19 protein-coding genes and 1 tRNA gene are annotated in these 25,073 nt (G+C 31.6%); 15 read left to right on the top strand and 5 right to left on the bottom strand.

Annotation, left to right across the window (positions count from 1 at the left end; translation table 11 throughout):
* Positions 1-87 precede the first annotated feature (87 nt).
* From ACYQ3X_RS03775 to ACYQ3X_RS03755, 5 genes are all read left to right on the top strand, one after another.
* Positions 88-2,088, top strand: a complete 2,001-nt coding sequence (locus ACYQ3X_RS03775) for a cytochrome c family protein (protein ID WP_460180498.1) — start codon at positions 88-90, stop codon at positions 2,086-2,088.
* Entirely contained in the window at positions 2,088-2,720 is a 633-nt protein-coding gene (locus tag ACYQ3X_RS03770) for a cytochrome b/b6 domain-containing protein (RefSeq protein WP_460180497.1), read from the top strand. Before ACYQ3X_RS03775 ends, ACYQ3X_RS03770 begins: the two co-directional genes overlap by 1 nt.
* Before the next feature lie 28 nt (positions 2,721-2,748).
* Positions 2,749-3,117 carry a cytochrome c3 family protein gene (locus ACYQ3X_RS03765; protein WP_460180496.1) on the top strand — a complete coding sequence of 123 codons (369 nt, stop codon included), beginning with the start codon at positions 2,749-2,751 and terminating at the stop codon, positions 3,115-3,117.
* Positions 3,118-3,175: 58 nt separating this feature from the next.
* Positions 3,176-3,493, top strand: coding sequence for a hypothetical protein (locus ACYQ3X_RS03760; RefSeq protein ID WP_460180495.1), 318 nt, complete (start codon positions 3,176-3,178; stop codon positions 3,491-3,493).
* Positions 3,494-3,511: 18 nt separating this feature from the next.
* Positions 3,512-3,602, top strand: a tRNA-Ser gene (locus ACYQ3X_RS03755).
* 55 nt (positions 3,603-3,657) lie between these two features.
* Here ACYQ3X_RS03755 and ACYQ3X_RS03750 read toward each other — a convergent pair.
* Positions 3,658-5,637, bottom strand: a complete 1,980-nt coding sequence (locus tag ACYQ3X_RS03750; RefSeq protein ID WP_460180494.1) for a cation:proton antiporter domain-containing protein — start codon at positions 5,635-5,637, stop codon at positions 3,658-3,660.
* An 85-nt stretch (positions 5,638-5,722) separates the two neighbouring features.
* Between ACYQ3X_RS03750 and miaB the strand changes: the two genes are divergently transcribed.
* The 7 genes from miaB to ACYQ3X_RS03715 all read left to right on the top strand — a co-directional run bounded on the left by miaB (position 5,723) and on the right by ACYQ3X_RS03715 (position 12,830).
* Complete coding sequence (miaB, locus tag ACYQ3X_RS03745) at positions 5,723-7,015, top strand: tRNA (N6-isopentenyl adenosine(37)-C2)-methylthiotransferase MiaB (RefSeq protein WP_460180493.1); 1,293 nt, start codon at positions 5,723-5,725, stop codon at positions 7,013-7,015.
* On the top strand, positions 7,012-8,235 hold the full coding sequence (locus tag ACYQ3X_RS03740; RefSeq protein ID WP_460180492.1) for a MiaB/RimO family radical SAM methylthiotransferase: 1,224 nt from the start codon (positions 7,012-7,014) through the stop codon (positions 8,233-8,235). The genes miaB and ACYQ3X_RS03740 overlap by 4 nt, the downstream gene beginning before the upstream one ends.
* Positions 8,236-8,480: 245 nt before the next feature.
* Positions 8,481-10,193 carry a proline--tRNA ligase gene (locus ACYQ3X_RS03735; RefSeq protein WP_460180491.1) on the top strand — a complete coding sequence of 571 codons (1,713 nt, stop codon included), beginning with the start codon at positions 8,481-8,483 and terminating at the stop codon, positions 10,191-10,193.
* Positions 10,180-11,115 carry a Ppx/GppA phosphatase family protein gene (locus ACYQ3X_RS03730; RefSeq protein ID WP_460180490.1) on the top strand — a complete coding sequence of 312 codons (936 nt, stop codon included), beginning with the start codon at positions 10,180-10,182 and terminating at the stop codon, positions 11,113-11,115. The genes ACYQ3X_RS03735 and ACYQ3X_RS03730 overlap by 14 nt, the downstream gene beginning before the upstream one ends.
* Complete coding sequence (locus tag ACYQ3X_RS03725; protein ID WP_460180489.1) at positions 11,112-11,858, top strand: thiamine pyrophosphate-dependent enzyme; 747 nt, start codon at positions 11,112-11,114, stop codon at positions 11,856-11,858. The genes ACYQ3X_RS03730 and ACYQ3X_RS03725 overlap by 4 nt, the downstream gene beginning before the upstream one ends.
* The gene (locus tag ACYQ3X_RS03720; RefSeq protein ID WP_460180488.1) at positions 11,843-12,382 is read left to right on the top strand and encodes a 2-oxoacid:acceptor oxidoreductase family protein; all 540 of its coding nucleotides are present in this window, start codon (positions 11,843-11,845) and stop codon (positions 12,380-12,382) included. Before ACYQ3X_RS03725 ends, ACYQ3X_RS03720 begins: the two co-directional genes overlap by 16 nt.
* Positions 12,372-12,830, top strand: coding sequence for an N-acetyltransferase (locus ACYQ3X_RS03715; protein WP_460180487.1), 459 nt, complete (start codon positions 12,372-12,374; stop codon positions 12,828-12,830). Before ACYQ3X_RS03720 ends, ACYQ3X_RS03715 begins: the two co-directional genes overlap by 11 nt.
* Here ACYQ3X_RS03715 and ACYQ3X_RS03710 read toward each other — a convergent pair.
* From ACYQ3X_RS03710 to ACYQ3X_RS03700, 3 genes are read right to left on the bottom strand one after another with little or no spacing between them, the layout of a single operon-like run.
* A complete protein-coding gene (locus ACYQ3X_RS03710; RefSeq protein ID WP_460180486.1) occupies positions 12,820-13,308 on the bottom strand; it encodes a hypothetical protein in 489 nt (162 codons plus the stop codon). The two genes, ACYQ3X_RS03715 and ACYQ3X_RS03710, sit on opposite strands and share 11 nt — an antisense overlap.
* Positions 13,271-15,907, bottom strand: a complete 2,637-nt coding sequence (locus tag ACYQ3X_RS03705) for a BamA/TamA family outer membrane protein (protein ID WP_460180485.1) — start codon at positions 15,905-15,907, stop codon at positions 13,271-13,273. The genes ACYQ3X_RS03710 and ACYQ3X_RS03705 overlap by 38 nt, the downstream gene beginning before the upstream one ends.
* The gene (locus ACYQ3X_RS03700; RefSeq protein ID WP_460180484.1) at positions 15,876-19,793 is read right to left on the bottom strand and encodes a translocation/assembly module TamB domain-containing protein; all 3,918 of its coding nucleotides are present in this window, start codon (positions 19,791-19,793) and stop codon (positions 15,876-15,878) included. Before ACYQ3X_RS03700 ends, ACYQ3X_RS03705 begins: the two co-directional genes overlap by 32 nt.
* 75 nt (positions 19,794-19,868) lie before the next feature.
* Here ACYQ3X_RS03700 and ACYQ3X_RS03695 point away from each other — a divergent pair, with 75 nt between their 5' ends.
* From ACYQ3X_RS03695 to ACYQ3X_RS03685, 3 genes are read left to right on the top strand one after another with little or no spacing between them, the layout of a single operon-like run.
* Positions 19,869-20,840, top strand: coding sequence for a DUF3108 domain-containing protein (locus ACYQ3X_RS03695; protein ID WP_460180483.1), 972 nt, complete (start codon positions 19,869-19,871; stop codon positions 20,838-20,840).
* Between the two features lie 2 nt (positions 20,841-20,842).
* Positions 20,843-23,344 (top strand): excinuclease ABC subunit UvrA, encoded by a 2,502-nt coding sequence (gene uvrA / locus ACYQ3X_RS03690; protein WP_460180482.1) that lies wholly within the window; start codon positions 20,843-20,845, stop codon positions 23,342-23,344.
* Positions 23,341-24,276, top strand: coding sequence for an RluA family pseudouridine synthase (locus tag ACYQ3X_RS03685; RefSeq protein WP_460180481.1), 936 nt, complete (start codon positions 23,341-23,343; stop codon positions 24,274-24,276). Before uvrA ends, ACYQ3X_RS03685 begins: the two co-directional genes overlap by 4 nt.
* On the opposite strand, the gene ACYQ3X_RS03680 is transcribed toward ACYQ3X_RS03685, so the two are convergent.
* Positions 24,273-25,073, bottom strand: a complete 801-nt coding sequence (locus ACYQ3X_RS03680) for a hypothetical protein (RefSeq protein ID WP_460180480.1) — start codon at positions 25,071-25,073, stop codon at positions 24,273-24,275. The genes ACYQ3X_RS03685 and ACYQ3X_RS03680 overlap by 4 nt on opposite strands.

Below are 25,073 nucleotides of genomic sequence, written 5' to 3'. Positions count from 1 at the left end.
ATTCTGCAATATAAAACATTGATATTCTCTTAATCTTGTGGTATAATGTTCCAAACGTTTAAAGAAAAATCTTTAAAGGAGTGAGGGATGAGAGGGATATTAATCGGGAGTGTTATTATTCTGTGTTTTTTGATTTCCTATTTTATTCCGGTAAAAGATGCAGTTTCTGATGATGTAAAATCTTGTTTGCGATGTCATGGAATGAAAACCTTAGTGAAAAAATTAGATAATGGAGAATCCCTTTCTCTTTATATTGATGGTGCTAAATTTGAAAAATCTGTTCATGGAGCTATGGATTGCTCCTCCTGTCATCCAGATATTACATTAAAAAATCATCCAAGACCAAAAAGAGTAGCGGATAAAAAAGTTTATACAAAAGAATTTTCAAAAAATTGCCTTATATGTCATCCTCAAGACTCTTTAATGAAACCCAAAATGCATGGGGAAGTTGTGAAAAAAGGTGATGTTTTATGTGCAGAATGTCATGGGTCTCACTATATTAACTCTATAAAAGATTGGAAAAACAAAGTCTCTTTTAATGAATACTGTTTAACCTGCCATCAATTTAATATAACTAAAAGTTTGCCAAGTAAAGAAAAGATTTCTCTTAAAGTAGATGAACAGGAGATAAAAAAATCTGTTCATGGTAAATTTCAATGCCTTGTTTGTCATGATGATTTTTCAAAGGTAAAACATCCCATTTACGACTATAAAAGTAAATCAGAATATAGAACAAAAATGACTGCTATTTGCACGAAATGCCATACTGATAAAGAGCTTAAGAAAAATCCTGCTCATTATGCTCTGACTAAAACAGCTTCCTGCATTGAATGTCATGGTTATCATGGAGTAAAATCAGTTAAGGTTGTTAAGTCACTCCCTGAAAATGAATACTGCTTAAAATGTCACAGCAGCAGTATTGTTATGAAGATGAAAAATGGAGAGACACTATCAGTTCAGGTAAAGGAGAGTGATCTTTTAAGTTCTGTCCATAAAAAACTAAAATGCACAGATTGTCACAAAGAGTTTTCTACTAAGCAGCATCCTGTAAGAAGCTTTGAGTCCGTAAAAGATTACAGAGCAAAGGCAAAAGATGTTTGCAACAACTGTCATCAGGAAGCAGTAAAAAAATATGATATAAGCATTCACTCAGAGGCTCTTAAAAAAGGTAATCAACAATCTCCTGATTGTCTTAAATGTCATGGTTATCATAAAGTAGAATTAATAACAAAAGATAAAACTGCAAGTTCTGAACTCTGTATAAAATGTCATTCAGAATCAGGGAAGGCTTTCAGAGCAAGTGTTCATCAGAAAGCTATAAATGATGGCAAACAGAATGCTCCAACCTGTGCATCCTGTCATAATTCTCATGATGTTTTATCAACGAATGTTGCAAAACTTGGAGATTCCTGCGCAAAATGCCATAAAGATGTTAAAACAGGTCATAATAAATGGCTCTGGAATCCTCCTCTGAGACTCACCACATTTGTAGATGCTCATTTTAATTCCGCATCCTGTGCTGCATGTCATACAAATGCTAACAAAGCAGTTTATCTTACACTTTTTGATAGAGCTAAGAATAAGCCATTAACAGAGGCTGAAGTTGCCAGGATTTTCGGTGTTGATATAAAAGAAGTCAAAAGTAAAGTGGATTACAATAATGATGGAAAAATTCAAATAGAAGAGCTCTGGCAATTTATGTCTACAGTAAAGGCAAGGTCAAAGGCGAATCTTTCAGGTAGAATTGATGTTTTAGATCCTAATGAAGCCCATAAAATAGAGCCAAAATCAAAAGCCATAAAAGACTGTGCAGCATGCCATAATCCAGTAGCTTCATTTGCTGCAAAATTTGAAATTAACAGAGAAGGTGAAAAGCCTGTTAAATTTGACCTTGACAGCAGAGCTTTGAACTCAGCCTATGCAATCCCGAATATTAAAGATTTTTATGTATTGGCATTAACAAAAATAAAAATCCTTGACATTTTATTCTTCATTGCTTTATTGGGTGGAATAGCTGTTCCTATAGGACATATAACGCTAAGAATTTTAACTGCACCTGTCAGAAGAAAAAGAAAGGAGGGAAAATAATGAAAAAAATATATCTTCATCCATTACCTGTTAGAATCTGGCACTGGATAAATGCAATAGGTTTTATTATTCTAATACTAACTGGAGCTCAGATAAGATTTGTGGATTCAATGGGATTGATGAGCTTTGAAACAGCTGTGCAGATTCATAGCTGGCTTGGTTTTATCCTGCTTGCAAACTATTTTATATGGCTGCTGTATTATCTTTTTTCAGGAAAACTATTCAAAATATACATTCCGCCATTCTGGAAGCCATTGGAGTTTATTAAAAATTCAATAAGACAGGCAAAATACTATGGATACGGTATTATGGTAGGTGATAAAAATCCTCATCATCCCACACCTGATAATAAATTTAATCCACTTCAGCAGATGTCATATTTAATGATTATGGTAGTATTAATTCCAATCCAAATTGTTACAGGATTAATATTATGGGATCCTCAACTTTTTGCTTCATTAGCTAAATTTATTGGAGGAATACAGATTGCAACATTAATTCACACAGGACTATGGATATTCTTCAGTGCTTTTATAATTGTGCATTTTTATCTTGCCACTCTTGGACATACTCCGATGGCACATATTAAGGCTATGTTTACAGGTTATGAAGAAGAACATGAAGAGTATTGATAAAAAGCATGAAAGGAGGTGATTAAGATTGAAGTCTAAAAAAGGATTAATGGTTCTAACTGCTGTTGTCTTTTTATTCGCGATCTCCTTTGTATATGCTCAGCCTCAGGATGTCTATGATCTGAAAATTGAAGGGGGAAAATTTCCACCAGTAAAATTTTCTCATGCCAAACATTCTACAGATTACAAGGTAGACTGTAAAGTGTGCCATCACAAGGAAGCAGACCCAAAGGTAAAAGTTCAGAAGTGTACAGATTGTCACGATCCTGCAGAAGTGAAAAATGGAGCTCCAAAAGCTATGGATGCCTATCATAAGAACTGCATAGATTGTCATAAAAAAGAAGTTGAAGCTGGCAAAACTGCTCCAACAAAGTGTAATGAGTGCCATAAGAAGTGATAACTCTGTATTTTTTACCGGGGATATCTTTTTCCCCGGTTTTTTTATTTGAAAAAACATGGAAAAATTCAAAAAATTTATTGGGAAGCCTTTTAAATTAGAGACGATTAAGAATCAGGAATTTTTAAAAAGTGTTTCACTTTGTTGTCAAAACATTCCTGATAAAATAGAAGAATTTGAAGAAATTGAATTTTTAGTGGATGATATAGTTATGTGTGTTGCTGTGCTTGAAGGAAAAATAAAAAGAATAATGCTTGTTAAGGTAAATAAAGAATCTCCTGATGAATGTGCACCTCTTACAAAAAAAGAGCTTGAGGATTTCTTAGAAAAAAATGAAGAAAAGCTTTTAAAATTTTTTGAAAATATTACAGAATAATGCTAAAATAAAAAAATCGGAGAGGTGCCGGAGTGGCCGAACGGGCGCGACTGGAAATCGCGTGTGGGGTCTAAAAGCTCCACCGAGGGTTCAAATCCCTCCCTCTCCGTTTATTCTATTTCAGAAAAAGTTATAGCCTTTAATGGAAGTCCAAAAAAATAGGTTCACCTTTGAAAAAAATTCAATGCATCAACTAATTGTTTTTTATTGCCAACGTAAATTATTATGTCACCTTCCTTTAAAATGAAATCTGCAGAAGGGTTCAGAATCGTTTCTTCTCCCCTTTGAATAGCAATTACTGTAACATTTGCCCTGTGTCTTATATTAAGAGATTTTAAAGAATGTCCTATTAACCATGAATCTTTTTCTATTAAAAAACTATCCATATCAAGTCCTTCAAAGACTACACATTCAATACCAGCTCTTGTTTTTGGTATATCTGGAAGACGTAAAATTTCATATCCTTCTGCTCTGATTTTGTCTATCATCTGTAATATTTGATTTCTTGGCACACCAAAATGATGAAGCACTCTTGCAAAGATTTCCAGAGATGTTTCAAACTCTTCTGGAATAACTTCATCTGCTCCAAGCTTTTTTAATTCTTCAATTTCTGTCATGAATCTTGTTCTTACAATTGTGTGAATTTTGTGATTTAATGTTTTTGCGATCTGAACGATTTTTCTTGTTGCCAATGGATCAGATATGGCAATCACAAGAATTTTTGCTCTGTGAATTCCCAGTTTATGTAAAATTTCTTGACTTGTTCCATCACCATAATAAATAGGCTCTCCTTTCTTTTTCATTTTTATTACAGTATCAGGATTAAGTTCTAAAATAACATAAGGTATATTACTTTCTTTTAGAACCCTTGCAAGATTCCTCCCATTTAAACCAAAACCTATGATTATCACATGATTGGATTTTTTTACAACAATTTCTGTTTCTTTTATTTTTCTTGTCTTTTCAAGTGCTTTAAATGGTGATTTACGTATTAAATAATTGATCACAGATGGGGAATATCTTATGATTAAAGGCGTAAGTAGCATTGTTACTACAGAGGCAGAAATAAAACTTTGATAATCATTTTCATTTAATAACCCAATTGTTTTCCCGGTAAATGCAAGGATAAAGGAGAATTCTCCAATTTGAGAAAGTGCTAAGGCTGAAGTCAAGCTTATCTTAAGGGAGTGTAAGAAAAAGTAAATGATAAGAGCAATAATTAAAGCTTTAGAAAACAAAATCCCTCCAACGAGAAATGCTTCCTCTGCAATATGATTTGCAATATAATTAACATCTAAAAGCATTCCAACGGAGATGAAAAATATACCTGAAAAAGTTTCCTTAAAAGGTAAAATGTCAGATACAGCCTGAGCTGAATATTCAGACTCTGAAATAACTACACCTGCTAAAAAAGCTCCCAGTGCAAGGGAAAGTCCTAATTTTGATGTAAAGAAAGCTGTTGCAAGACAGATTGAAATAATCGCAATTATAAATAATTCTCTGCTTCTTGTTTTTACAATTTCATGAAGAATAAAGGGAACAGCAATTCTTGAAAAGATGAAAACGACAGAAAGTATAAGAAAAGCTTTTAAGATAACTACTAAAACAACATAAAAACTTCCTCCTTTAGATGAAAGCATCTGTGTAAAAAGCATAAGAGGGACTACACAAAGATCCTGGAAAAGAAGAATTCCAAGAGAAATTTTTCCATGTGGTGAATTTAGTTCTCCCCTGTCAGAAAGAAGTTTCATTACAATAGCAGTGCTGCTTAAAGAGACAATAAAGCCATAAAAAAGCGATAAATTTAAAGCTGTATTTAAAGCGATTTGACTTATGATACTTATAACAATTATTGTTAGCAAGACTTGAAGACTTCCAAATAAAAACACTTCTTTTTTTAATGCAATTAATCTCGGAATAGAAAACTCCACACCAATGGTAAACATCAAAAGAATTACACCGATTTCAGCAATTAACTCAACCTGTTGCGGATTCTTTATAAGCGCCATTCCATGTGGACCTATTATCGTGCCTGCAATAAGAAAACCTACAACTGCAGGGATTTTAAATTTTCCGAGAAAATAAATAATTAAACCCGCTATACCAAAAATAATAAGTATTGACTGTAAAAATTCATATATCATTTTTTTATTATGCTCAAATTTTTTTAACTCTTTCAAATTGTTTTACGTTTGAAAATTACACATTCTTGCCTGTTATAATAAAAACATGAAGGGTAGGGCTGTTTATATTAAAACTTTTGGATGTCAGATGAATGAACATGATTCTGAAAGAATGCTTGGAATCCTCGGGTCAAAAGGTTTTATTGAAGTGGAAGAACCAAGAAAGGCAGATATTATTATTTTTAACACCTGTGCAATAAGACAGAAAGCTGAACAGAAATTTTTAAGCAGTCTTGGAAGAGTCAAACACCTTAAAAAGAAAAATCCTCAATTAAAAATTGTTGTAGCAGGCTGTATAGCTCAACTTCAGGGTGAAAAGCTTTTGAATAAAGCGCCATATATTGATTACATTATTGGTACAGATAATATCCATATGCTTGAAAATATTATTGAGAATCAAAATTCTTATAGAATATTTACTCATGAAAATCCTGATATTGCTAATATTAAAATTCCTACAAAAAGAATACACACTGTAAAAGCATGGGTAAACATAATATATGGATGCAACAATTACTGTGCTTACTGTGTTGTTCCCTATACACGGGGTAGGGAGAGAAGCAGACCTGTAGAAAGTGTTCTTGAAGAAGTTAGATTACTTGGAGAGCTTGGTTTTAAAGAGGTCACACTTCTTGGACAGAATGTCAATTCCTACAGAGATGGCAGCATTGATTTTCCTGCATTACTTGAAAAAATTAATGAAATTAAGGGAATTGAACGAATTCGTTTTATTACTTCTCATCCCAAGGATTTATCAAAAAGGCTTGTTCAAAAAATGAAGGATTGTGAAAAAGTATGTGAACATATTCATCTTCCTCTTCAGGCAGGCTCAAATAAAATTCTCAAACTTATGAATAGAAAATACAGCTATGAGGAATATTATGAAAAGGTATGCTGGCTTCGTGAAGCAATTCCGAATATTTCTATTACTTCAGATATTATTGTTGGATTTCCTCAAGAACAGGATAAAGATTTTGAAAAAACTTTAGATGCTTTAAAGAAAATTCAGTTTGATGGTATATTTGCTTTTAAGTTTTCTCCAAGACCTCAAACTCCTGCATCAAAACTTGATGGAGCTGTTCCAGAAGATATTAAATCCAGAAGACTTACAGAGGTTTTAAGGCTTCAGGATGAAATAACAGAGAGAAAAAACAAAGCATTGGAAGGTACAATTCAGGAAGTTCTTATTGAAGATAAAGAAGGAAAGTATTCAACAGGAAGAACAAGAACAAATAAAGTAGTAAAAATTCCTTCTGATATCAACTTAGGTAGGATTATTGATGTAAAAATTATAAAGGCGCATAGACACTCCTTAGAAGGAGAAATTATCCAAAAATGAAAGCATGTTTTATTACATATGGATGCAAGGTTAATCAGGCAGAATCCCAGAAATGGGAAAAAGAATTAAAACTTAAAGGATATACTGTTACAACTAATCCAGAAGAAGCAGATATCTGGATTATAAACACTTGTGCAGTAACTCATAAAGCTGAGGTTCAATCAAGACAGATAATAGATAAAGCTAAAAAGACAGGTAAGAAAGCTTATGTAACAGGTTGTTATGTAGGACTCTGTAATCCTGAAGGTACCGAAAATCTAAAAGTATTTGCGAATTTTGAAAAAGGCAATATAATCAATGATTTTATTGCATTAAATAAAAGTGATAAATTAAATATTTCAAGACATAGAGCTATTGTTAAAATTCAGGATGGTTGTAATCAGTTTTGCAGTTATTGTATTGTGCCATATTTAAGAGGAACCCCGAGAAGTTATAAATTTGAAGAAATTTTGAGAGAAATTAATGATTATACTTCAATGGGAATTAAAGAAATTGTTCTAAGCGGAATAAATATTGGGCTTTATGGGATAGATTTTGAGAATAAAACAGGATTGAATAAACTTCTTAAAGCATTACTTAAAGAAACTTCTGGATTTAGAATAAGATTGAGTTCTATTGAAGTAAATCATATTGATGATGAATTTCTTGAAATAATCTCTGATCGTAGAATTTGTAAACATCTTCACATTCCCATTCAGCATGGAAGCGATAGGATTCTCAATTTGATGAATAGACCATATAATTCTATTCAATTTCTGCACGTAATAGAAAAAATTTTGAAATTATATCCTGATATTGCAATTGGCACTGATGTAATATTGGGCTTTCCATCAGAAACTGAAGAAGACTTTAAAAAAACTTTACAATTAATTGAAAAGATTGAATTTTCATATCTCCATGTTTTCCCATACTCAAATAGACCTTTTACAAAAGCATCTCAAATGTCTGAGCATATTCCTGAAAATATCAAAAAGGAAAGAGCAAACTACTTAATAAAAATAGGCAAAAAGAAAAAATCAGAATATATTAAAAAGTTTTTAGGCTCCGAGCTTGAAGTAATTTTTGAAAACAAGAAAAATGGGTTTTTTTCTGGAACTTCTGATAATTATATTAAATGTTTTATTGACAATAAAGAGCTTATCCCTGGAAACATTTCAAAAGTCATTGTGAATTATGTTGATGAAGAATATGCATTTGTAAGTTTAATTAACAATAGATAATAACTTAGAAATTAACTTGCCCAACTAATACTCAATTTAAAATTTTTCCATATAATTTATTAATTTTTGCGATTTTCTCACAAAAATCTTAACAGGTTTTAAACAATTTTTATCATTATAATTATGTCTGATAATGTATATTATGTTAAATTTTTAAATTATCTGCAAACATTTAAGACATTATTCAAGACATTATTGTAAATGTGCTATACTTAATTTACTATTTCTAATTTAGGAGGAAACTGATGAGATATTCTAAGTTATTTATTCCAACAATGAGAGAAATTCCTTCCGGAATTAATGCTATATCTCATATCTTAATGCTTAAAGCAGGATATGTAAGACAACTTGCAGCTGGATTGTTTATTTTTTTGCCACTTGGATGGCGAGTTTTAAATAAAATAAATACGATTCTTAAAGAGGAGATGGAAAAAATTGGTGCTCAAGAGATTTCAATGCCTATTCTTCATCCAGCTGAAATATGGCAACAAACAGGAAGATGGTATACTATAAAGGAAGAAATGTTCAGGCTTAAAGATAGAACTGGCAGAGATATGTGTCTTGGTATGACTCATGAAGAGATTATGGCATGGATAGCTTCAAAGGAAATAAAATCTTACAGACAGTTACCACAAATATGGTATCAAATTCAGACAAAATTAAGGGATGAAGCAAGACCTCGTAGTGGTGTTTTAAGAACAAGAGAATTTATCATGAAAGACAGTTACAGTTTTGATATTGACTGGGAGGGATTGAATAGAAATTATAACCTTCATGCAGAAGCTTATCACAGAATCTTTACAAGATGTGGTTTAAAATACTATCAAGTTGAATCAGACCCTGGAATAATGGGAGATATGGAATCTCACGAATTTATGGCTCCAACGCCTGCTGGTGAGGATGATATTGTCTTATGTGACAACTGCGGTTATGCAGCTAATATAGAAGTTGCTAAATCTCAGCTGCCTACCCTATTACCTTTAAATTTAGAACATGAAGAAGTGTATACTCCTCAAAAAAAATCAGTAAAAGAAGTTGCAGAATTTTTAGGTTTAGATGAAAGATATTTTATCAAAACTCTTCTCGTTATATCTGAAAAAAATGAACCTATAATTATTATGCTGAGGGGAGACCATGAACTTAATGAAAAAAAACTCGCAAGAATTATTGGAGAATTCAGATTTGCCACACCTGAACAGGCACTGGATATTCTTGGAGTAGAACTTGGATTTATCGGACCAACAGGGCATAAACTTAAAAAAATTGCTGACCTTTCAATTCAAAAAAGCATTGCCTATGTGTCAGGTGCAAATAAAAAAGATTACCATCTTAAGGGAGTTATTCCCGGAGAACACTTTGATGCCCAATGGATGGATATAAGAAAAGTTAAAGATAAAGATAACTGTCCAAACTGTGGAAGTTCTTTAAGAATTGAAAAAGCGATTGAAGTAGGAAATATTTTTAAACTCGGCACAAAATATACTGAACCTCTGAATGCTTATTTCCTGGATAAAGATGGTAAAGAAAAGCCGATTATTATGGGAAGTTATGGTATAGGACCTGCAAGAGTTGCTGCTGCAGCAATAGAACAAAATCACGATGCTGATGGAATAATATGGCCTAAAAGCATAGCTCCCTTTGATATAGAAATTATTCCTCTTAACATGAATTCTGAAACGATTCAAATTGCAGAGGAATTATATGAAAAACTTATTGAAATTTATAATAGCTTTGCAGACAGACATATGGAAGTTTTAATTGATGACAGAGATGAACGTCCAGGAGTTAAATTTAAAGATGCTGATCTAATAGGAATACCGATTCAGGTTATAGTTGGAGAAAAGGGACTTAAAGAAAATAAAATTGAAATCAAGAAAAGGAGAACTAAAGAAACTAAAAAAGTTCCTGTAAATAAAGCAGTTGTTGAGATTGTCAATACCTACTATGAAACCTACTGAAAATATAGCAGTTATAGATATTGGAAGTAACACTTTAAGGCTATTAATAGGAAATATCAAGGCAAATAAAATTAATAAAATCTATACTGATAGAGTTGTAACGCAACTTGGTAAAAATCTCATTAAGAAAGGAGTTATTACAGAAAAAGCGATAAATAGTTCAATTATAACTTTAAAAAATTTTAAAAAAATATCTGAAAAATTTAATGTTTCTTGCATTATTGCAGTTGGAACTAGTGCTTTAAGAGAAGCTAAAAATAGTTTATATTTTTGTAAAACAGTAAAGCAATCTACAGGAATTTATATTCATATAATTTCTGGAAAAGAAGAAGCCTACTATACATTACATGGAGTTATGGATGAGGAATTAAAAGAAGAGAATTCTGTTTTTATAATAGATATTGGAGGAGGGAGCACAGAATGGATACATTCAAGTAGAAATAATTTTAAGATTGGCTCTATGCCTATAGGTGCATTGAAAATCAAAGAAAGATTTTTAAATAAAGAGCCTTACTCTGAAGAAGAAATATCCAATGCTAAAAAATTTATAAAAGAAGAAATAAGAAAATCTTTGCCACAGGTAAAAATTGACAGATTTATTACCACTGGAGGGACAGCATCCACCCTTGGGATGATTAATTTTGAATTATCGGAATATATACCAGAAAAAATTCACATGGCTGAGATTGGTGTTGCAGAAACTAAACAAATACTTAAAAAATTATTATCTATTTCTTTAAAAGAGAGAAAAAAAATCAAAGGAATGCCGTCTGATAGAGCAGATATTATATGTGCTGGATTGCTTATTTTAGAAGAAGTTGCTGATTATTTAAATGCTGAAAAACTGAATATAAGTGAAAATGGAATTATGGAAGGAATAATGAAAAATTATAAAAATTTCTGTTATAATAACACATTATGAAAAAGAGATTTTCAAGACCTGAATCATTAAAAAATGTTCCTTTTAGATACTGTCCTGGCTGTGGACACAGCATTGTTCATAGACTTATTGCAGAAGTAATTGATGAACTTAAAATAAAAGAAATAACTATCGGGATTGCACCTGTTGGATGTGCTGTATTTGCCTATGATTATTTTGATATAGACATGCTTGAAATCCCTCATGGAAGACCACCTGCAGCAGCAACCGGAATGAAGAGAGTATGTCCTGATAAAGTAATATTTACCTATCAGGGAGATGGAGATCTTGCAGCAATTGGAACTGCTGAAATAATTCATGCTGCAAATCGTGGTGAAAACATAACAGTATTTTTTATTAACAATGCAAACTATGGCATGACAGGTGGACAGATGGCTCCAACAACTCTGATTGGACAAAAAACAACAACAACTCCATTTGGTAGAGCTCCTGAGGTTGCAGGATATCCATTTCATGTCTCAGAAGTACTTGCAGTGCTTGAAGGTTCAGCTTTTATTGCAAGAGGATCTCTTGATAGTTATAAAAACATTGTTATAACAAAAAAATATATTGAAAGAGCTTTTAAATATCAGATGGAAGGAAAAGGTTTTAGCCTTGTTGAAATTCTTTCACCCTGCCCTACTGACTGGGGAATGACTCCGGAAGAAGCTTTAAAGTGGCTCAGAGAAAGCATGATGAAAGAATTTAAATTAGGAGTAATTAAGGATAAATGGAACAACGCATAATAATCGCAGGTTCTGGTGGTCAGGGAATTCTTTTCCTTGGTAAAGTTATTGCTCATGCTGCTATGAAAGAAAATAAAGAAGTAACATGGTTTCCATCTTACGGAGCTGAAATGCGAGGAGGAACAGCTAATTGTATGGTTGTAATATCTGACGAACTTATAGGTTCGCCAATAGTGAAGGACACAGATTATCTTATTGTTTTAAATGAAGCATCTTTTAATAAATTTATCAATAGAATAATTCAAGGAGGCTGTCTTATTTACGATTCTTCAATAATAAAAAATTCAAAATGCCGTTCTGATATTAACATTTATCCAGTGGAAGCTTCTCAGGAAGCATCTTTGATAGCTAACCCCAAACTTGCAAATATGGTTCTTCTCGGAGCTTTTGTTAAAATATCCAGAATATTTAATATAGAAAAAGTTCTTGAAACCATTGAAGAAATCATCCCTTCTAAAAGAAAAGAAATGGTTGAGATTAATAAAAATCTTATATTAAGAGGTTTTTCAATTATTGAAAGTTAGAAAAGCACTGGTCTCCGATATTAAATCAATTCACAGATTAATCAATGAGTTTGCAAAAAAAGGTGAGATGCTTCCACGTTCTTTGAATGAACTGTATGAAAATATTAGAGATTTTTTTATTGCTGAAGAAAATAACGAAATTAAAGGAGTTTGTGCATTGCACATATTATGGGAAGATCTTGCTGAAATAAGGTCTCTGGCAGTAAAAAAAGATTCACAAAAAAAAGGAATTGGAAGCCTTCTTGTTAAAAAATGCCTTAATGAAGCTAAAAAGTTAAAGGTTAAAAAAGTTTTTGTTTTAACATATATTCCTGAATTTTTTAAAAAAATTGGATTTAAAGAACTTGACAAATCAAAACTTCCTCAAAAAATATGGGGTGACTGTATTAGATGTCCAAAATTCCCTGAATGCGACGAAGTAGCTCTCATTTATGAGTTCATGGAATAAAAATTATTTTAATATCTGATAGTTGTTTTAATTCTTCAATATGTTCTTTAAGTTTTTTATTTAACTCTTTTTCAAATAAATATTTTTCAATTTCATTTCTCACAGATGCATATGGAATGTTTTTAAATTGAGTTTTGTTCTGCTCATAGTATTTTCTTATCTCATTTTCTGGAATTATTATGGTTGATTTTATTTTCAAATCAATATAATTATTAATTAATTCTTCATCTTTACCCTCAATAAAAAGCTCTTTTGCTTTTTTTAGAAGAAGAACTCTATTAATCATAGTGTTTAAAATTTCTTCGTTCTTAATTTTGGGAATTTTTTCTTTCATTTTAAGAGCTACACTTTCAAAATCTCTCAAAGTTATTGCATAACTGTCCACATAAGCAATTACTCTATCTATAACCTCTGGAAAGGCTATAGAAGTAAATAGTGAACTAAAAAGCATGACCAATGCTAAAATGAATTTCCCCATGAGATTCACCTGCCTGTCTATTTAGTTTATATCCATAATCTATTCTTAAAGGACCAATAGGAGTTTTATATCTTAATCCAGCACCTGTAGTATATTTGAGATTTGAAATATCTACATCCCCTACCCTTTTCCAGATATTACCAAAATCAAGGAAGTTAACTATGGAAAAGTTTTTACCAAGATAGGTTCTAAATTCAATGTTTCCCATCAAAAAAGCATTTCCACCTGTTGGTTGGTTATCCTTTTTAGGACCAAGGGTATTTTGAGCATAACCCCTTACTGTATCTCTTCCTCCAAGAAAATATCTTTCTGAAATGGGTAAATTATTCGTACCTCTGTAAAGCCATGCCCAGCCTCCACGTAGAGAAGTTGCAAGAACAAGACCTTTTAATAATTCTGTATATTTATTGATATAAAATGATGATTTTATAAAATTTATTTCAGAACCTAAAAAATCACTGCTAAGTTTAGAACTAACTCCTGCAAGCCATCCTTTTGTTGGATCAAAAGGATTATCCCTGCTATCATATATTAATGAAGCTTTTATTCCACTGATAAATAATTTCCCAATATCCTGATCAGAGATAACCACCTCAGGCATGACATCCCATGTTTTTGAATATGTTGCTTCATAAAGAAGTTCAGCTTTGAAAGACTCAAAAAACTTCTTTTCAAATCCAGCAGATACACTATATCTTTTTAGTTTATAGATAATATTTTTTGTATCAATGTTTTTAAAATCCATTCTTTCAAAAACTAAGGAGGATTTAAAAGTAAGATCCTTCCATATCCATGGATCAACATAGGTTATATAGCTTCGCCTTTCTAAACTACTTATTTCAACTCTTGAAAATATCTGTTTATTCATGCCAAATAAATTTATATAAGAAAGCTCTGCAAAACCTTTTGCTTTTTCATATTCTCCATATCCGAAGCCAAATTCAAAGGCTCCTGCTGGAGCTTCTTCAAAATTATAAATTAAGTCCATAGAATTATCCATGGATTGAGGTTTTACATCTATACGAGAAAAAAGTCCTGTTTTATAAAGAATTTGCCTTTCCTCTTCCAATGTGTAAAGATTATATGGTTGACCTTCTTTTGGTAAAAGTCTTTGATAAATAAATTTAGTTTTTGTTTTTTCGTTACCTAAAATAATTGATTTACCAAAATACATTTTGATACCAGGTTCAATTTTTAAGTTTATATATGTATCAGAGTTTTTTATTTCATAATTTCCCTCAATCCTGACTTCTGGATAACCATTTTTTAAATAAATTTCCCTGATTTTTCTTCTCATTTCAAGAAAAATTGTTTCATTAAACGGAGAATTTATATAAGTTTTTGCTAATTCCTCAGCTTCTGCTTTTAATAAATTATTTTTTATTGTTAATTCAATTTTTTTTATTTTAATCTGTTTGTCTTCCTGAATTTTAAATAAAATACTTACACTATTGTCTTCCTCCTGCAATTGAGGAGGAAAAACTCTGCAATTAAAATATCCTATTGTTTTAAAGTATTCTTCAATTCTTCGTCTGTCATTCTCTAATTCTTCAGGATTAAAAGGAAAACCTTCTTTATTTGCAAGAATTTTTTCTATTTCCTCTCTGGGAATCTTTGTCTGGATTTCAATTTTTTTAACAAATTTTCTACTTCCTTCATTTATAAAATATGTTATTTTCCATTCATCTTTTGATTGTTCTAATAAAGAAGTAATCTTTACATCAAGAAAGCCGTTTGCCCTATAAAAGGTTATTAAACTATTTATGCTGTCTTTTATAATGTTTTCATTAATCTGATCCTGAAAATGAGCCATGGCTATGTTTTTCAAATCCCTTTCACTTAAAGAATTAACTCCTATGAAGTCTAACTGAAGTTTTTTGCCTTCTTTAATTCTTAATGTAAGCTCTCCATCTTTGAATGAATATGAAAATTCAGAGCCAATTAATCCTTGTTTTATAAAATAGTTCTTTGCTTTTTTGAGAAATTCTTCAAGCATTACTTTATCAAAAGGATCTCCTACATTCAAAGAAATGAAATTTTTAATGTATTCATCAAAAGTTCCTTCCCATTTTATACTTTTTATTTTCAATGGCTCTCCTTCATTTATATAAATTGTTATATCAGCAAGGTTTTCAGAAAGTTTTTTTTCTATCTTAACTTGACAGTTTATAAATCCTCTCTTTTTAAGTTCTTTTTCAATGTTATGCTGAGTTTTTTTGAGCTCTATTTCTTTTAATCTGTCACCTTTTTTAAAACTTAACAGTTTTTTAAAAAATTTTTCCGTGAAATATTCATTTCCTTTTATCTCTATTTTATTTATCAAAGGTTTTTCTTTAACTGAAATTTTCATTATACCTTCTTTATACTCAACAACTATATCATCAAATGAATCCTTCAAAAATACTCTTTTTATTCCCTCAGTTATTTCCTGAGGAGTAAAAGTTTCATTTTCACTTATCCCTATCAGGTAAATAAATTCCTTTTTCGGAAAAGTTTTTAATCCTTCTATTTCTATTTTTTTGATATATTCTCCTGCATATGCAAAATTAAATAAAATTATAAAAATGCTAACGAAACTCAAAGCGAAACTTAATCGCACCTGAAATGCCTCCAATTTCGTCTTTTGTGCCTACTAAAGATACGCCTTTTTTAACCAGATACTCAACTTTTATTATTTGTTCAGCAGTTGCTCCAGCTTGAGTGGAATAAGTAACAGTGAGTCTGCCATCCATAAGTTTTTTACCTACTGTGACTCTTGGAGCTATAGAGCCTGTTGTTTTTGATACTCCTGGCTCAACAGTCATTACATCAAGTCCTGTAAGCCCTCTCACTCTCTCTTCAATGAGTTCATGCATCTGTCCTGTGATGAATGAAGCAGCTTCTGAAGCTCCAGGTATTCCTTTTCCTCCTCCGTTCTGCCCCAATACTAATAAATTGAGCAACTCTGACTCTGAAAGAGGAGGATTTGAGCTGAGTATGAGATTGAACTGATCAATGTAACCATTTAGATTAAGATTTATATTATATTGAGATACATTTGTTCTTGCTGAAACATTAAGATAAGGTCTTATTGAGCTTGGGTCATTAAATTGAATAAGTGCTCGCATAATTTCAAATTTGCTGCCTCTAAAATAAATCCATCCTTCTTTGGCATTTATCCATCCTATTAATGATGGTTCCTGTAAAGAGCCCCTTAAAAGAAGATCGCTATTTAAATTCACTGTAGCAAGATTGTTATTGACAAAGAAATTGCTGGTTTGGGCTCGTAAATTAAATCTCAGGTTACTGAGCCAGCTGTCTTTTGCTACAGTGAGTTTTGTGGGAGTTGATTTTAGAGCCAGCTGAATCCAGTCAAATCTTTCAGTATATACTCCTTTATGAATGTTAATCTGACCTGAAAGTAGGGGTTGAGAATATGCTCCTGTAAGATAAATCTGTCCATCAAGATATGCCCAGCATCTTGGAGCAAATATCCATCTGACTGATGAGAATTTGCCAGAAACTGCAAGTTGTTTTATCCCAAATTTTTCAAGATATACAGTTCCTTCCATTTCAATACTACCTTCGGAAAATGTGCCATAAGCTTTTTCTATAATTACTCTGTCTTCATTAAATGATACAGTGGCATTTATATTGGATAAAGAAGGAATATCTTTTCTTAAAGTAATTGATGCATTGGTTATATCAACTCCTCCAGCTATTTCAGGATTTTGCCTGCTTTCGTAAATGTAAACCTGCATTGATGCTCTTCCTCTTATGTCATCAACTTTAAATAAAGCTTTGAAAGGTTTTAAATCAGAGGACCCTTCAATAAGAATATCAAAATAATCAACTATCTTGCCCTTTATTGTTAATTCTGTGGATTGTCCTAAGAGAGTCACAGGAGTAAAATAAACATTGCCTTTTTCTATTCTGATATTAACAGGATTCTTATTATTGAGTCCTATTCCATAAAGTCTTGTAAATATTCTATTTAAATCAATTTGAGCGTCAAATTTTTTATCCATCAAAGAACCTTTAAACTTCCCATTAACTAAAATTACTAAATCCTCTGGTAAATTATTAACAAAAGCTGCTGCTACAGGATCAATTCTTGCTGAAACAAAATTTCCTGTAAAATCCCATTGTTTTTTATCTGGTAAGCCTTCAATTAAAAAGGAAGTATTTTTCATAAGATTGGCTTTCATTATAAGATGATTTTGTCTATAACTAAGAGTTATTAAACAATCTAAATTTTTACCATTTTTCAGCTTTGTTACAATGGTTGTATTTGCACCAATTACAGGATTTTTTATTGAGTCAGAAATCTGGAGATTGAATTTATTCAGATTAACTTTTTCTATATACTTCATTCCGATTTTTTTTGCATAATTCTGAGCAATATCAGTTATGTCAAAACTCTTTGATATTGCTGAAATATTAATTTCTCCATTAAAGTTTAAATAACCTGAAGCAGTTAATATATCTGCATTATTAAAAATATTCAGATTTTTTATTAAAATACCCTTTTTTTCAAAAGAGATTAATCCTGCAATTCTGTCAATAATTTTATTTTTCCCCAGAAACAGAGGACTGCAAATTAAATTAGCTGTAATTTTTCCTCTTTCTTTTATAGAGCCTTCTAAATTCAAAAAAGTCTGAATCTCGTTATCTAAACCTTCTACATGAAGATTTTTTAAAGACAGATTTTTTATTGAAAAGAAAAGATCATATACAGGGTTTTTTATTTCAAAAAGATTTTTTGCCTGAGGAAATAAAATTTTTCCCTTAAGCAAAATATTTTCCCCTGTAAGTTCATTGATTAAAAGGATATTTTTCCCATACACAATATTACCTTTTAAATTGTCAAATGTAAATATTTGCTCCGGAAGAGATTTTTCTATTTCTTTTGTAAGAATGCTTATTCTTTTTGAGAAAAAGTTAATAGATATTTCAGGAGTTTCGGTAGTTCCAGATAGTTTTCCATGGAAATTTAAATTTCCATATATACCATTTTGATATGGAATTAAAAGTTCATTTATATCTTCACTGCTGCCTGCAAAATCAAAGTTAATGTTATTGTTTTTTGTATCTAAATAACCACTTGCTTTAATCTGACTCTTAGATAAAGCAATTTCCAATGAAGTAAATTTATAAATATCCTTTGCAGAATTAAACTCACCTTTTATCCATTCAATTTTCCCTCTTAAATCATTGGGTTTGTGCCCTTTCCTTAAATAAACAAATGAAGCTTCTGGAGAAAATTTTTCTCCTTCTGAAATTAACCATCCTTTTACCGTTCCCTCTGCTATTCCAGGATTCCAGTGAATAAGATCAAAAATTCCGCTACTTGACACATTATTTAATTCAATGAAAACATAATGTCTTACAACTTTTGGAAGAGTTATCCAGACATGAGCCTGAGCAGAACCACCGTAAAGTTTTACTTTTCCATTTTTAAAATTCAGTATTCCATTTTTATATATTGCTTGAGATTCTATAGTTTCTACTTTAACACCGAGAATGTTTCCTTTTTTCAATCGTACTCTGGCATTAACCTGAGGATCTGAAAGACAGCCTTCAACTTCTCCTTTAGCTTCTGTAACTCCTGTTAGTGTTTCAGAAACTTTCAGAATCTTCATTAACTCTTCAAGAAGAAAAGAGGCATTAAATTGTAAATCCAGTTTAATTTTATCCTGCCATTTTTGAGCCTGTATAAAATTTATTTTCCCATCAATATTAATTTCGCCATGACCATCTTTAAGTCCAAAAATTTTCATGAGGGATTTAAAAAAGAGCTTTCCAGAAACAATGAATTCTCCTAAAAAATTATCATGAGTTATTCTTCCTGAACTTTTTAAAAGGGAGTTTATATCAAAGAGTTTTAATTCCTCAAGAATTATTTCTTTGTCTGTAACTTTAAGAGAAGCCTTCAGTTGTGTATCAATATTTGGATACTGAGCTGAAGAAAGTTTTACATTAGAAAGCATTGAAATTTTAGGTCCTGCTTGTAAGATAACTCTTCCATAAAGTTCTTTTAAGCTCAATTTTAAATCACTATCATAAACTGAACCATTAAAATTTTCTATTTCAAAAGAGTTAAATTTTAATTTTAAAGGAAATTTTGTTGGCTTTTTCAAATAAATTGAGATACTTTTTATGCATTTATTCAAATTTGAATAGTTTATTGAGAAATTACCAGAATACAGAGCAACTCTTCTTATTTCTATTTCTTTATTAAAAACTCTGGTTAGTCCTATGTAAAGCTTAGCTTTACTCAACATTAAATTATCTTTTTCTTGATTAAATATGACAATATTTTTAAACTCAATATAAAGTGGAATAAAATGTAAATAAGCTTTATCAATAGATACCTTCATTCCGAGCATTTCTTGAAGTTCATTAATAGCAGGGTTAAGAATAATTGATGAGATATCAATTTTACCTATTAGAAGAAACAATGCAAAAAACAAAGTTATCAGCGCTATCAAAATCTTTTTTTTCAAACTACAACCTCCTTCATAATCTTTCATTCTATATTTGTTTTAAACTATTGGTCAACTAAGTGTTATACTATTTTTATGAAAAGATGGATTATAGTAGCTGTATTAATTTCTGGAGTGGCTCATTTAAGCATAATGATAGCTCTTGGTAAGATTCAACTGACTCTGCCTTCTTTTGATTTTATAGAAACTTTTATTTTTCAGAGTAAAAAAGAAAATCCTAAACAAAAGGTCATTAAAACCACTGAACAGGAAAAAAAGGAAGAATTTAAAACACAACAATCTAATGAGAATATAAAATCAGAGAATTTTGAAGAAAAAAATCAAAAACCTGATGAGAACATAGCTCAAAGTAATGAAACACAACAACCTCCTCAGTCAACAAATAATCCTTTTATAAAATTTATTAACGAAACAATGAAGTTTGACATTTACTGGATGGGCATTTATGTTGGTTCAGCAACAGTTTCTGTTAGAGGTGATGAAAACATAATTACAATAACTTCAATGGTTAAATCTGCCAGCTTTATTTCAAATTTTTATTATGTGAACGACCATGCAGAAACTAAAATAGAAATGGGTAAACCAAAACACTTTACACTAGTTCAAACAGAAGGTAAATATAGAGGTAATAAAGAAACTATTTTTGATTATGAAAAAAGAGAGATTGTTTTTATTAATCATCTTAAAAACAGTACAGTCTATCATAAAGGTATAGATAAACTATTCATGGATGTTCTTTCAGGATTTTTCTATCTTAGAACTCTGCCAATTAATATAAATGAGCCTGTATCAATAGATATTTTTGACAGCAATAAATTTACAACTGTTGTGGTTCAACCAATAAGGGAAGAAAAATTAGAGTTATCAAATAAAAAGTTTGATACGATTGTTATAAAACCTCAGCTTGACACAGAAGGACTTTTCAAAAGAAAAGGAGATATTATTATCTGGTTAACTAAAGATAATGGCAAAATTCCACTGAAGATTGAAACAAAAGTTCCTGTAGGACGAGTGGTAGCAGAGTTAAAGGAATACCGAAAAGATTAAAAATGCAGCAAAGCATAGTAATAAAAGGAGCGAGACAGCACAATCTTAAAAATATTGACCTAATCCTTCCAAGAAATAAAATCATAGTAATTACAGGTCCTTCTGGCTCTGGAAAATCATCACTTGCAATGGACACAATTTTTGCTGAAGCTCACAGAAGATATCTTCAAAGCCTTCCAATAGAGTTAAGAACCATTTTTGACCAGCTACAAAAGCCTGATGTTGACTTTATTGAAGGACTTTCTCCAGCAGTATCTGTTGAGCAGAAAACAATATCAAAAAGTCCTCGTTCAACAGTTGGAACCATAACAGAGATTTATGATTATCTGAGACTTCTTTATGCAAAAATTGGAACTCCCTATTGTCCAAGATGTGGGAGAGAATTAATTTCTCAGGACATAAATAAAATGACTGCATCTGTCCTAAGCCTTCCTGAAGGAACAAAGATTCAGATTTTAGCTCCAGTTGTCATTGAAAAAAAAGGAGAACACAAAGAAATTCTTGAAAAAGCAAGAGCTGAAGGATTTATAAGAGCAAGAATAGATGGAAATCTAATTGAGCTAACACAGGAGATTTCCTTAAAAAAACATATGAGACATACAATTGAGCTTGTTATAGACAGACTCATTGTTAAAGAAAAATACCAAAATCAGATAAAAAGGGCATTGGAACTTGCAATGAAGTATACTCATACTGTTGTAGTAAACATTGTTGATGAAAACAAAGATGTTATATTCAGCAGCATCCTTGCCTGTCCAACCTGTGGTGTAAGTCTGCCAGAAATTGACCCAAGACTTTTTTCTTTTAACAGTAAATACGGTGCATGCCCAAGATGTAGGGGACTGGGCTATGAAAATATTGAAGATGAAGAAGAAGTAGATGTTTTAAGTTTAATCCCTTGTAAACTTTGTGGAGGAACAAGACTTAGACAGGAAGCCTTAGCAATAAAAATTAATGGAAAAAATATAGCTGAGTTATCAGCAGTCTCACTTGATGAATTAAAAAATTTTTTATCTGAATTAAAAATCTCTTCTTATGAAACTTTAATTGCAGAAAGAATACTTAAAGAAATTTTTATAAAACTTGAATTTCTTCAGAAAATTGGAGTTGGTTATTTAAGCCTGAATAGACCTGCTTTCAGTCTTTCAGGAGGAGAAGCTCAAAGAATAAGACTTGCAACTCAGCTTGGTTCACATTTGAGCGGAGTTCTCTATGTACTTGACGAACCAAGTATCGGGCTACATCCAAGAGATTGTTTAAAACTTATAGAATCTATGAAAGAGCTTTCTTCAAGGGGAAATACTCTTGTTGTGGTTGAGCATGATGAAAAAACAATAATGAATTCTGATTTAATTATTGAGCTTGGTCCTGGTGGAGGAAGAGAAGGTGGTTATCTGACAGAGGTATCATCTCCAGAAAAACTCTTAGAAAGTAAAAACTCAATTACTGCTCAGTATTTAAAGGGTTCAAATAAAATTGCCATACCAGCACACAGAAGAAAATCAAAGGAATTTATAAAAATTATCGGAGCACAAGCCTATAATCTTAAAAATATTGATGTTAAAATTCCTCTTGGTGTATTTGTATGTGTTACAGGAGTTGCTGGATCAGGTAAAAGCACATTGATATTTGAGATTTTATATAAAGCTCTGGCAAAGAAACTTTACAATGCCAGTGTTTTACCCGGAAAACATAAAACAATTGAAGGCATAGAAAAGATAGACAAAGTTGTCTGTATTGATCAGTCTCCTATTGGAAGAACTTCTCGGTCTACTCCAGCTACATATACTCAGGTTATGAATGAAATAAGAGAACTTTTTGCAATGTTACCTGATGCAAAGGTTCGTGGATATACAAAATCAAGATTCAGCTTTAATCTTTCAGGAGGCAGATGCGAAGCCTGTCAGGGAGATGGAGTAAAAAAGATAAAGATGCATTTACTCCCTGATGTATATGTTATTTGTGACAGTTGTAAAGGTAGGAGATACAACGAGGAAACTCTTCAGATTAAATATAAAGGTAAAAGCATCAGTGACATTCTTGAAATGACAGTAAGCGAAGCCGTTGAATTTTTCTATGCTGTGCCAAAACTCAGACATAAGCTTCAGATAATGCAAGACATAGGACTTGGATATATAACCCTTGGTCAGTCTGCTACAACTCTTTCAGGAGGAGAGGCTCAGAGAGTTAAACTTGCTAAAGAACTTAGCAAAAAGCCAACAGGAAAAACTCTTTATATACTTGATGAACCCACAACAGGATTACATATGGTTGATATAGAAAGGCTACTTAATATACTTCAAAGACTCGTTGAAAATGGAAATACTGTTATAGTGATAGAACATGACTTAGATATTATAAAATGTGCTGACTACATAATAGATCTCGGTCCTGAAGGTGGTGCTCTTGGAGGTTATATTGTAGCAGAAGGAACTCCTGAAGAGGTTGCCATGAATCCTGCATCATATACTGGAAAATTTTTGAAAGAGAAATTAGGGCTATGAGCCTTACTTTCAAAATTGACAATTTCAGTGAAGGAAAAAGACTTGATGTATTTATCTCGGAAAAATTAAATCTCAGCAGGACAAAAGCTCAGGAAACAATTGAAAAAGGATTTGTTAAAGTCAATAACTTTTTAAAATCAAAAAGTTATAAATTAAAATTTAATGATTTGGTTGAAGTTTTTAGTGAATTTTTGAGTGAAACTGAAGAAAATAAAGAATTAATTCCGCAAAATATTCCCCTTGATGTAATTTACAGAGATGATTATTTAATTGTGCTTTCAAAGCCTGCTAATATGGTGGTTTATCCTTGCCCCGGACATAAAGAAGGAACTCTTTTGAATGCTTTAGCCTACCATGTGAAAAAACTTGCCAGTGCTGGTGCGCCTTTAAGACCTGGAGTGGTTCATAGACTTGATAAAGACACATCTGGAGTAATTGTCATTGCAGTGGATGATAAAGCCTATTATGGATTGATAGAAGCTTTTAAAAAGAGGCACGTCAATAAAGAATACATTGCCCTTGTAAGTGGAGAATTAAAAGGAAGTGGAAAAATCACTCTTCCAATCGGAAGAGCAATTTATGACAGAAAAAAAATGTCAACAAGAACAAAAAAAGCCAAAGATGCAATTACAGAATGGGAAGTGCTTAGAAATTTTAAAAACTACACTCTTGTAAAAGTAAGAATAATTACTGGCAGAACTCATCAGATAAGAGTTCATTTTTCAGCAATTGGACATCCAGTTTTAGGTGATAGAACCTATGGAAGAAAAACATATATAGAAGTTGGAGGGAAAAAATTACCCATAACAAGGCAGATGCTTCATGCATGGAAAATTAAATTCAGACATCCAATAACAGGTGAAACTCTTCAATTTGAATCTCCTTTACCAAAGGATATGACAGAAATTATTGATCTGCTGGAGAACAGTTAATAATCTGCTTTTATAATAAAAACTCCCCTTTCATCAGCTAATTTTTCTAAATCTTCTTTCGCTTCAGCAGTAACAACAGTAGGTATTACCTCTTCATGAAGAATATGAGATAGTATTTGTGCTCTCTCAATTGCTCTTTGAATGTCATCTTCATATAAACTATAAGAGACTTCTACTGCTAAAATTACTAATTTATGAGTTGATTTAATCTCTCCTTTTACAAGAAGATCAAGATTTAATACACTATCTCTTTGCTCCTCAGTAATTAAACCTTTTTCCTCAGCATCATCAAGGATTGGAACAACTTCTTCAAATTGAATGAGTCTGGATTTTCTCAAAATTCTTCCAAAGAAAGAATAATATCTTTCTTTAATTGTTCTTTCAAAATCCTTACCTTTAAATCTTCCAAATTCTCCTTTAAGATAAGCCATGTCTTTCTTAAGCACAGCTACATCCTGCTTAAGTATAGCTACATCCTGCTTGAGCACAGCTACATCCTGCTTAAGTATAGCTACATCCTGCTTAAGCACAGCTACATCCTGCTTAAGTATAGCTACATCCTGCTTGAGCACAGCTACATCCTGCTTGAGAGTTTCCACATCTTTTTCAATTTTATCTACTTTCTTGAGAAGTTCATTAAATTTTTTAGGAAGTTCAAGAAGTTCTGTGGTCAAAATAATTTTCCTCAACTCTTCCAGCCACTCAGGATGACTTTTTAATGCATGCAGAATATCTGCAAAAGTAAGTATTGGATACTCTCTCATTTCTTTTTCTATGTCTTTTTCAACAGTTTGCAT

It is taken from the genome of Thermodesulfovibrio sp. TK110, from assembly GCF_054658355.1.
The sequence above is the reverse complement of the archived record's forward strand: the minus strand, read 5'-3'. Positions and strand labels throughout refer to the sequence as shown.

Bases quoted from the DNA above. Each gene is read 5' to 3' on its own strand.
- ACYQ3X_RS03775 (WP_460180498.1), top strand. From the start codon at position 88: ATGAGAGGGATATTAATCGGGAGTGTTATTATTCTGTGTTTTTTGATT.
- ACYQ3X_RS03770 (WP_460180497.1), top strand. From the start codon at position 2,088: ATGAAAAAAATATATCTTCATCCATTACCTGTTAGAATCTGGCACTGG.
- ACYQ3X_RS03760 (WP_460180495.1), top strand. From the start codon at position 3,176: ATGGAAAAATTCAAAAAATTTATTGGGAAGCCTTTTAAATTAGAGACG.
- ACYQ3X_RS03750 (WP_460180494.1), bottom strand. From the start codon at position 5,637: ATGATATATGAATTTTTACAGTCAATACTTATTATTTTTGGTATAGCG.
- miaB (WP_460180493.1), top strand. From the start codon at position 5,723: ATGAAGGGTAGGGCTGTTTATATTAAAACTTTTGGATGTCAGATGAAT.
- ACYQ3X_RS03740 (WP_460180492.1), top strand. From the start codon at position 7,012: ATGAAAGCATGTTTTATTACATATGGATGCAAGGTTAATCAGGCAGAA.
- ACYQ3X_RS03735 (WP_460180491.1), top strand. From the start codon at position 8,481: ATGAGATATTCTAAGTTATTTATTCCAACAATGAGAGAAATTCCTTCC.
- ACYQ3X_RS03730 (WP_460180490.1), top strand. From the start codon at position 10,180: ATGAAACCTACTGAAAATATAGCAGTTATAGATATTGGAAGTAACACT.
- ACYQ3X_RS03725 (WP_460180489.1), top strand. From the start codon at position 11,112: ATGAAAAAGAGATTTTCAAGACCTGAATCATTAAAAAATGTTCCTTTT.
- ACYQ3X_RS03720 (WP_460180488.1), top strand. From the start codon at position 11,843: ATGGAACAACGCATAATAATCGCAGGTTCTGGTGGTCAGGGAATTCTT.
- ACYQ3X_RS03710 (WP_460180486.1), bottom strand. From the start codon at position 13,308: ATGGGGAAATTCATTTTAGCATTGGTCATGCTTTTTAGTTCACTATTT.
- ACYQ3X_RS03695 (WP_460180483.1), top strand. From the start codon at position 19,869: ATGAAAAGATGGATTATAGTAGCTGTATTAATTTCTGGAGTGGCTCAT.
- uvrA (WP_460180482.1), top strand. From the start codon at position 20,843: ATGCAGCAAAGCATAGTAATAAAAGGAGCGAGACAGCACAATCTTAAA.
- ACYQ3X_RS03685 (WP_460180481.1), top strand. From the start codon at position 23,341: ATGAGCCTTACTTTCAAAATTGACAATTTCAGTGAAGGAAAAAGACTT.
- ACYQ3X_RS03680 (WP_460180480.1), bottom strand. From the start codon at position 25,073: ATGCAAACTGTTGAAAAAGACATAGAAAAAGAAATGAGAGAGTATCCA.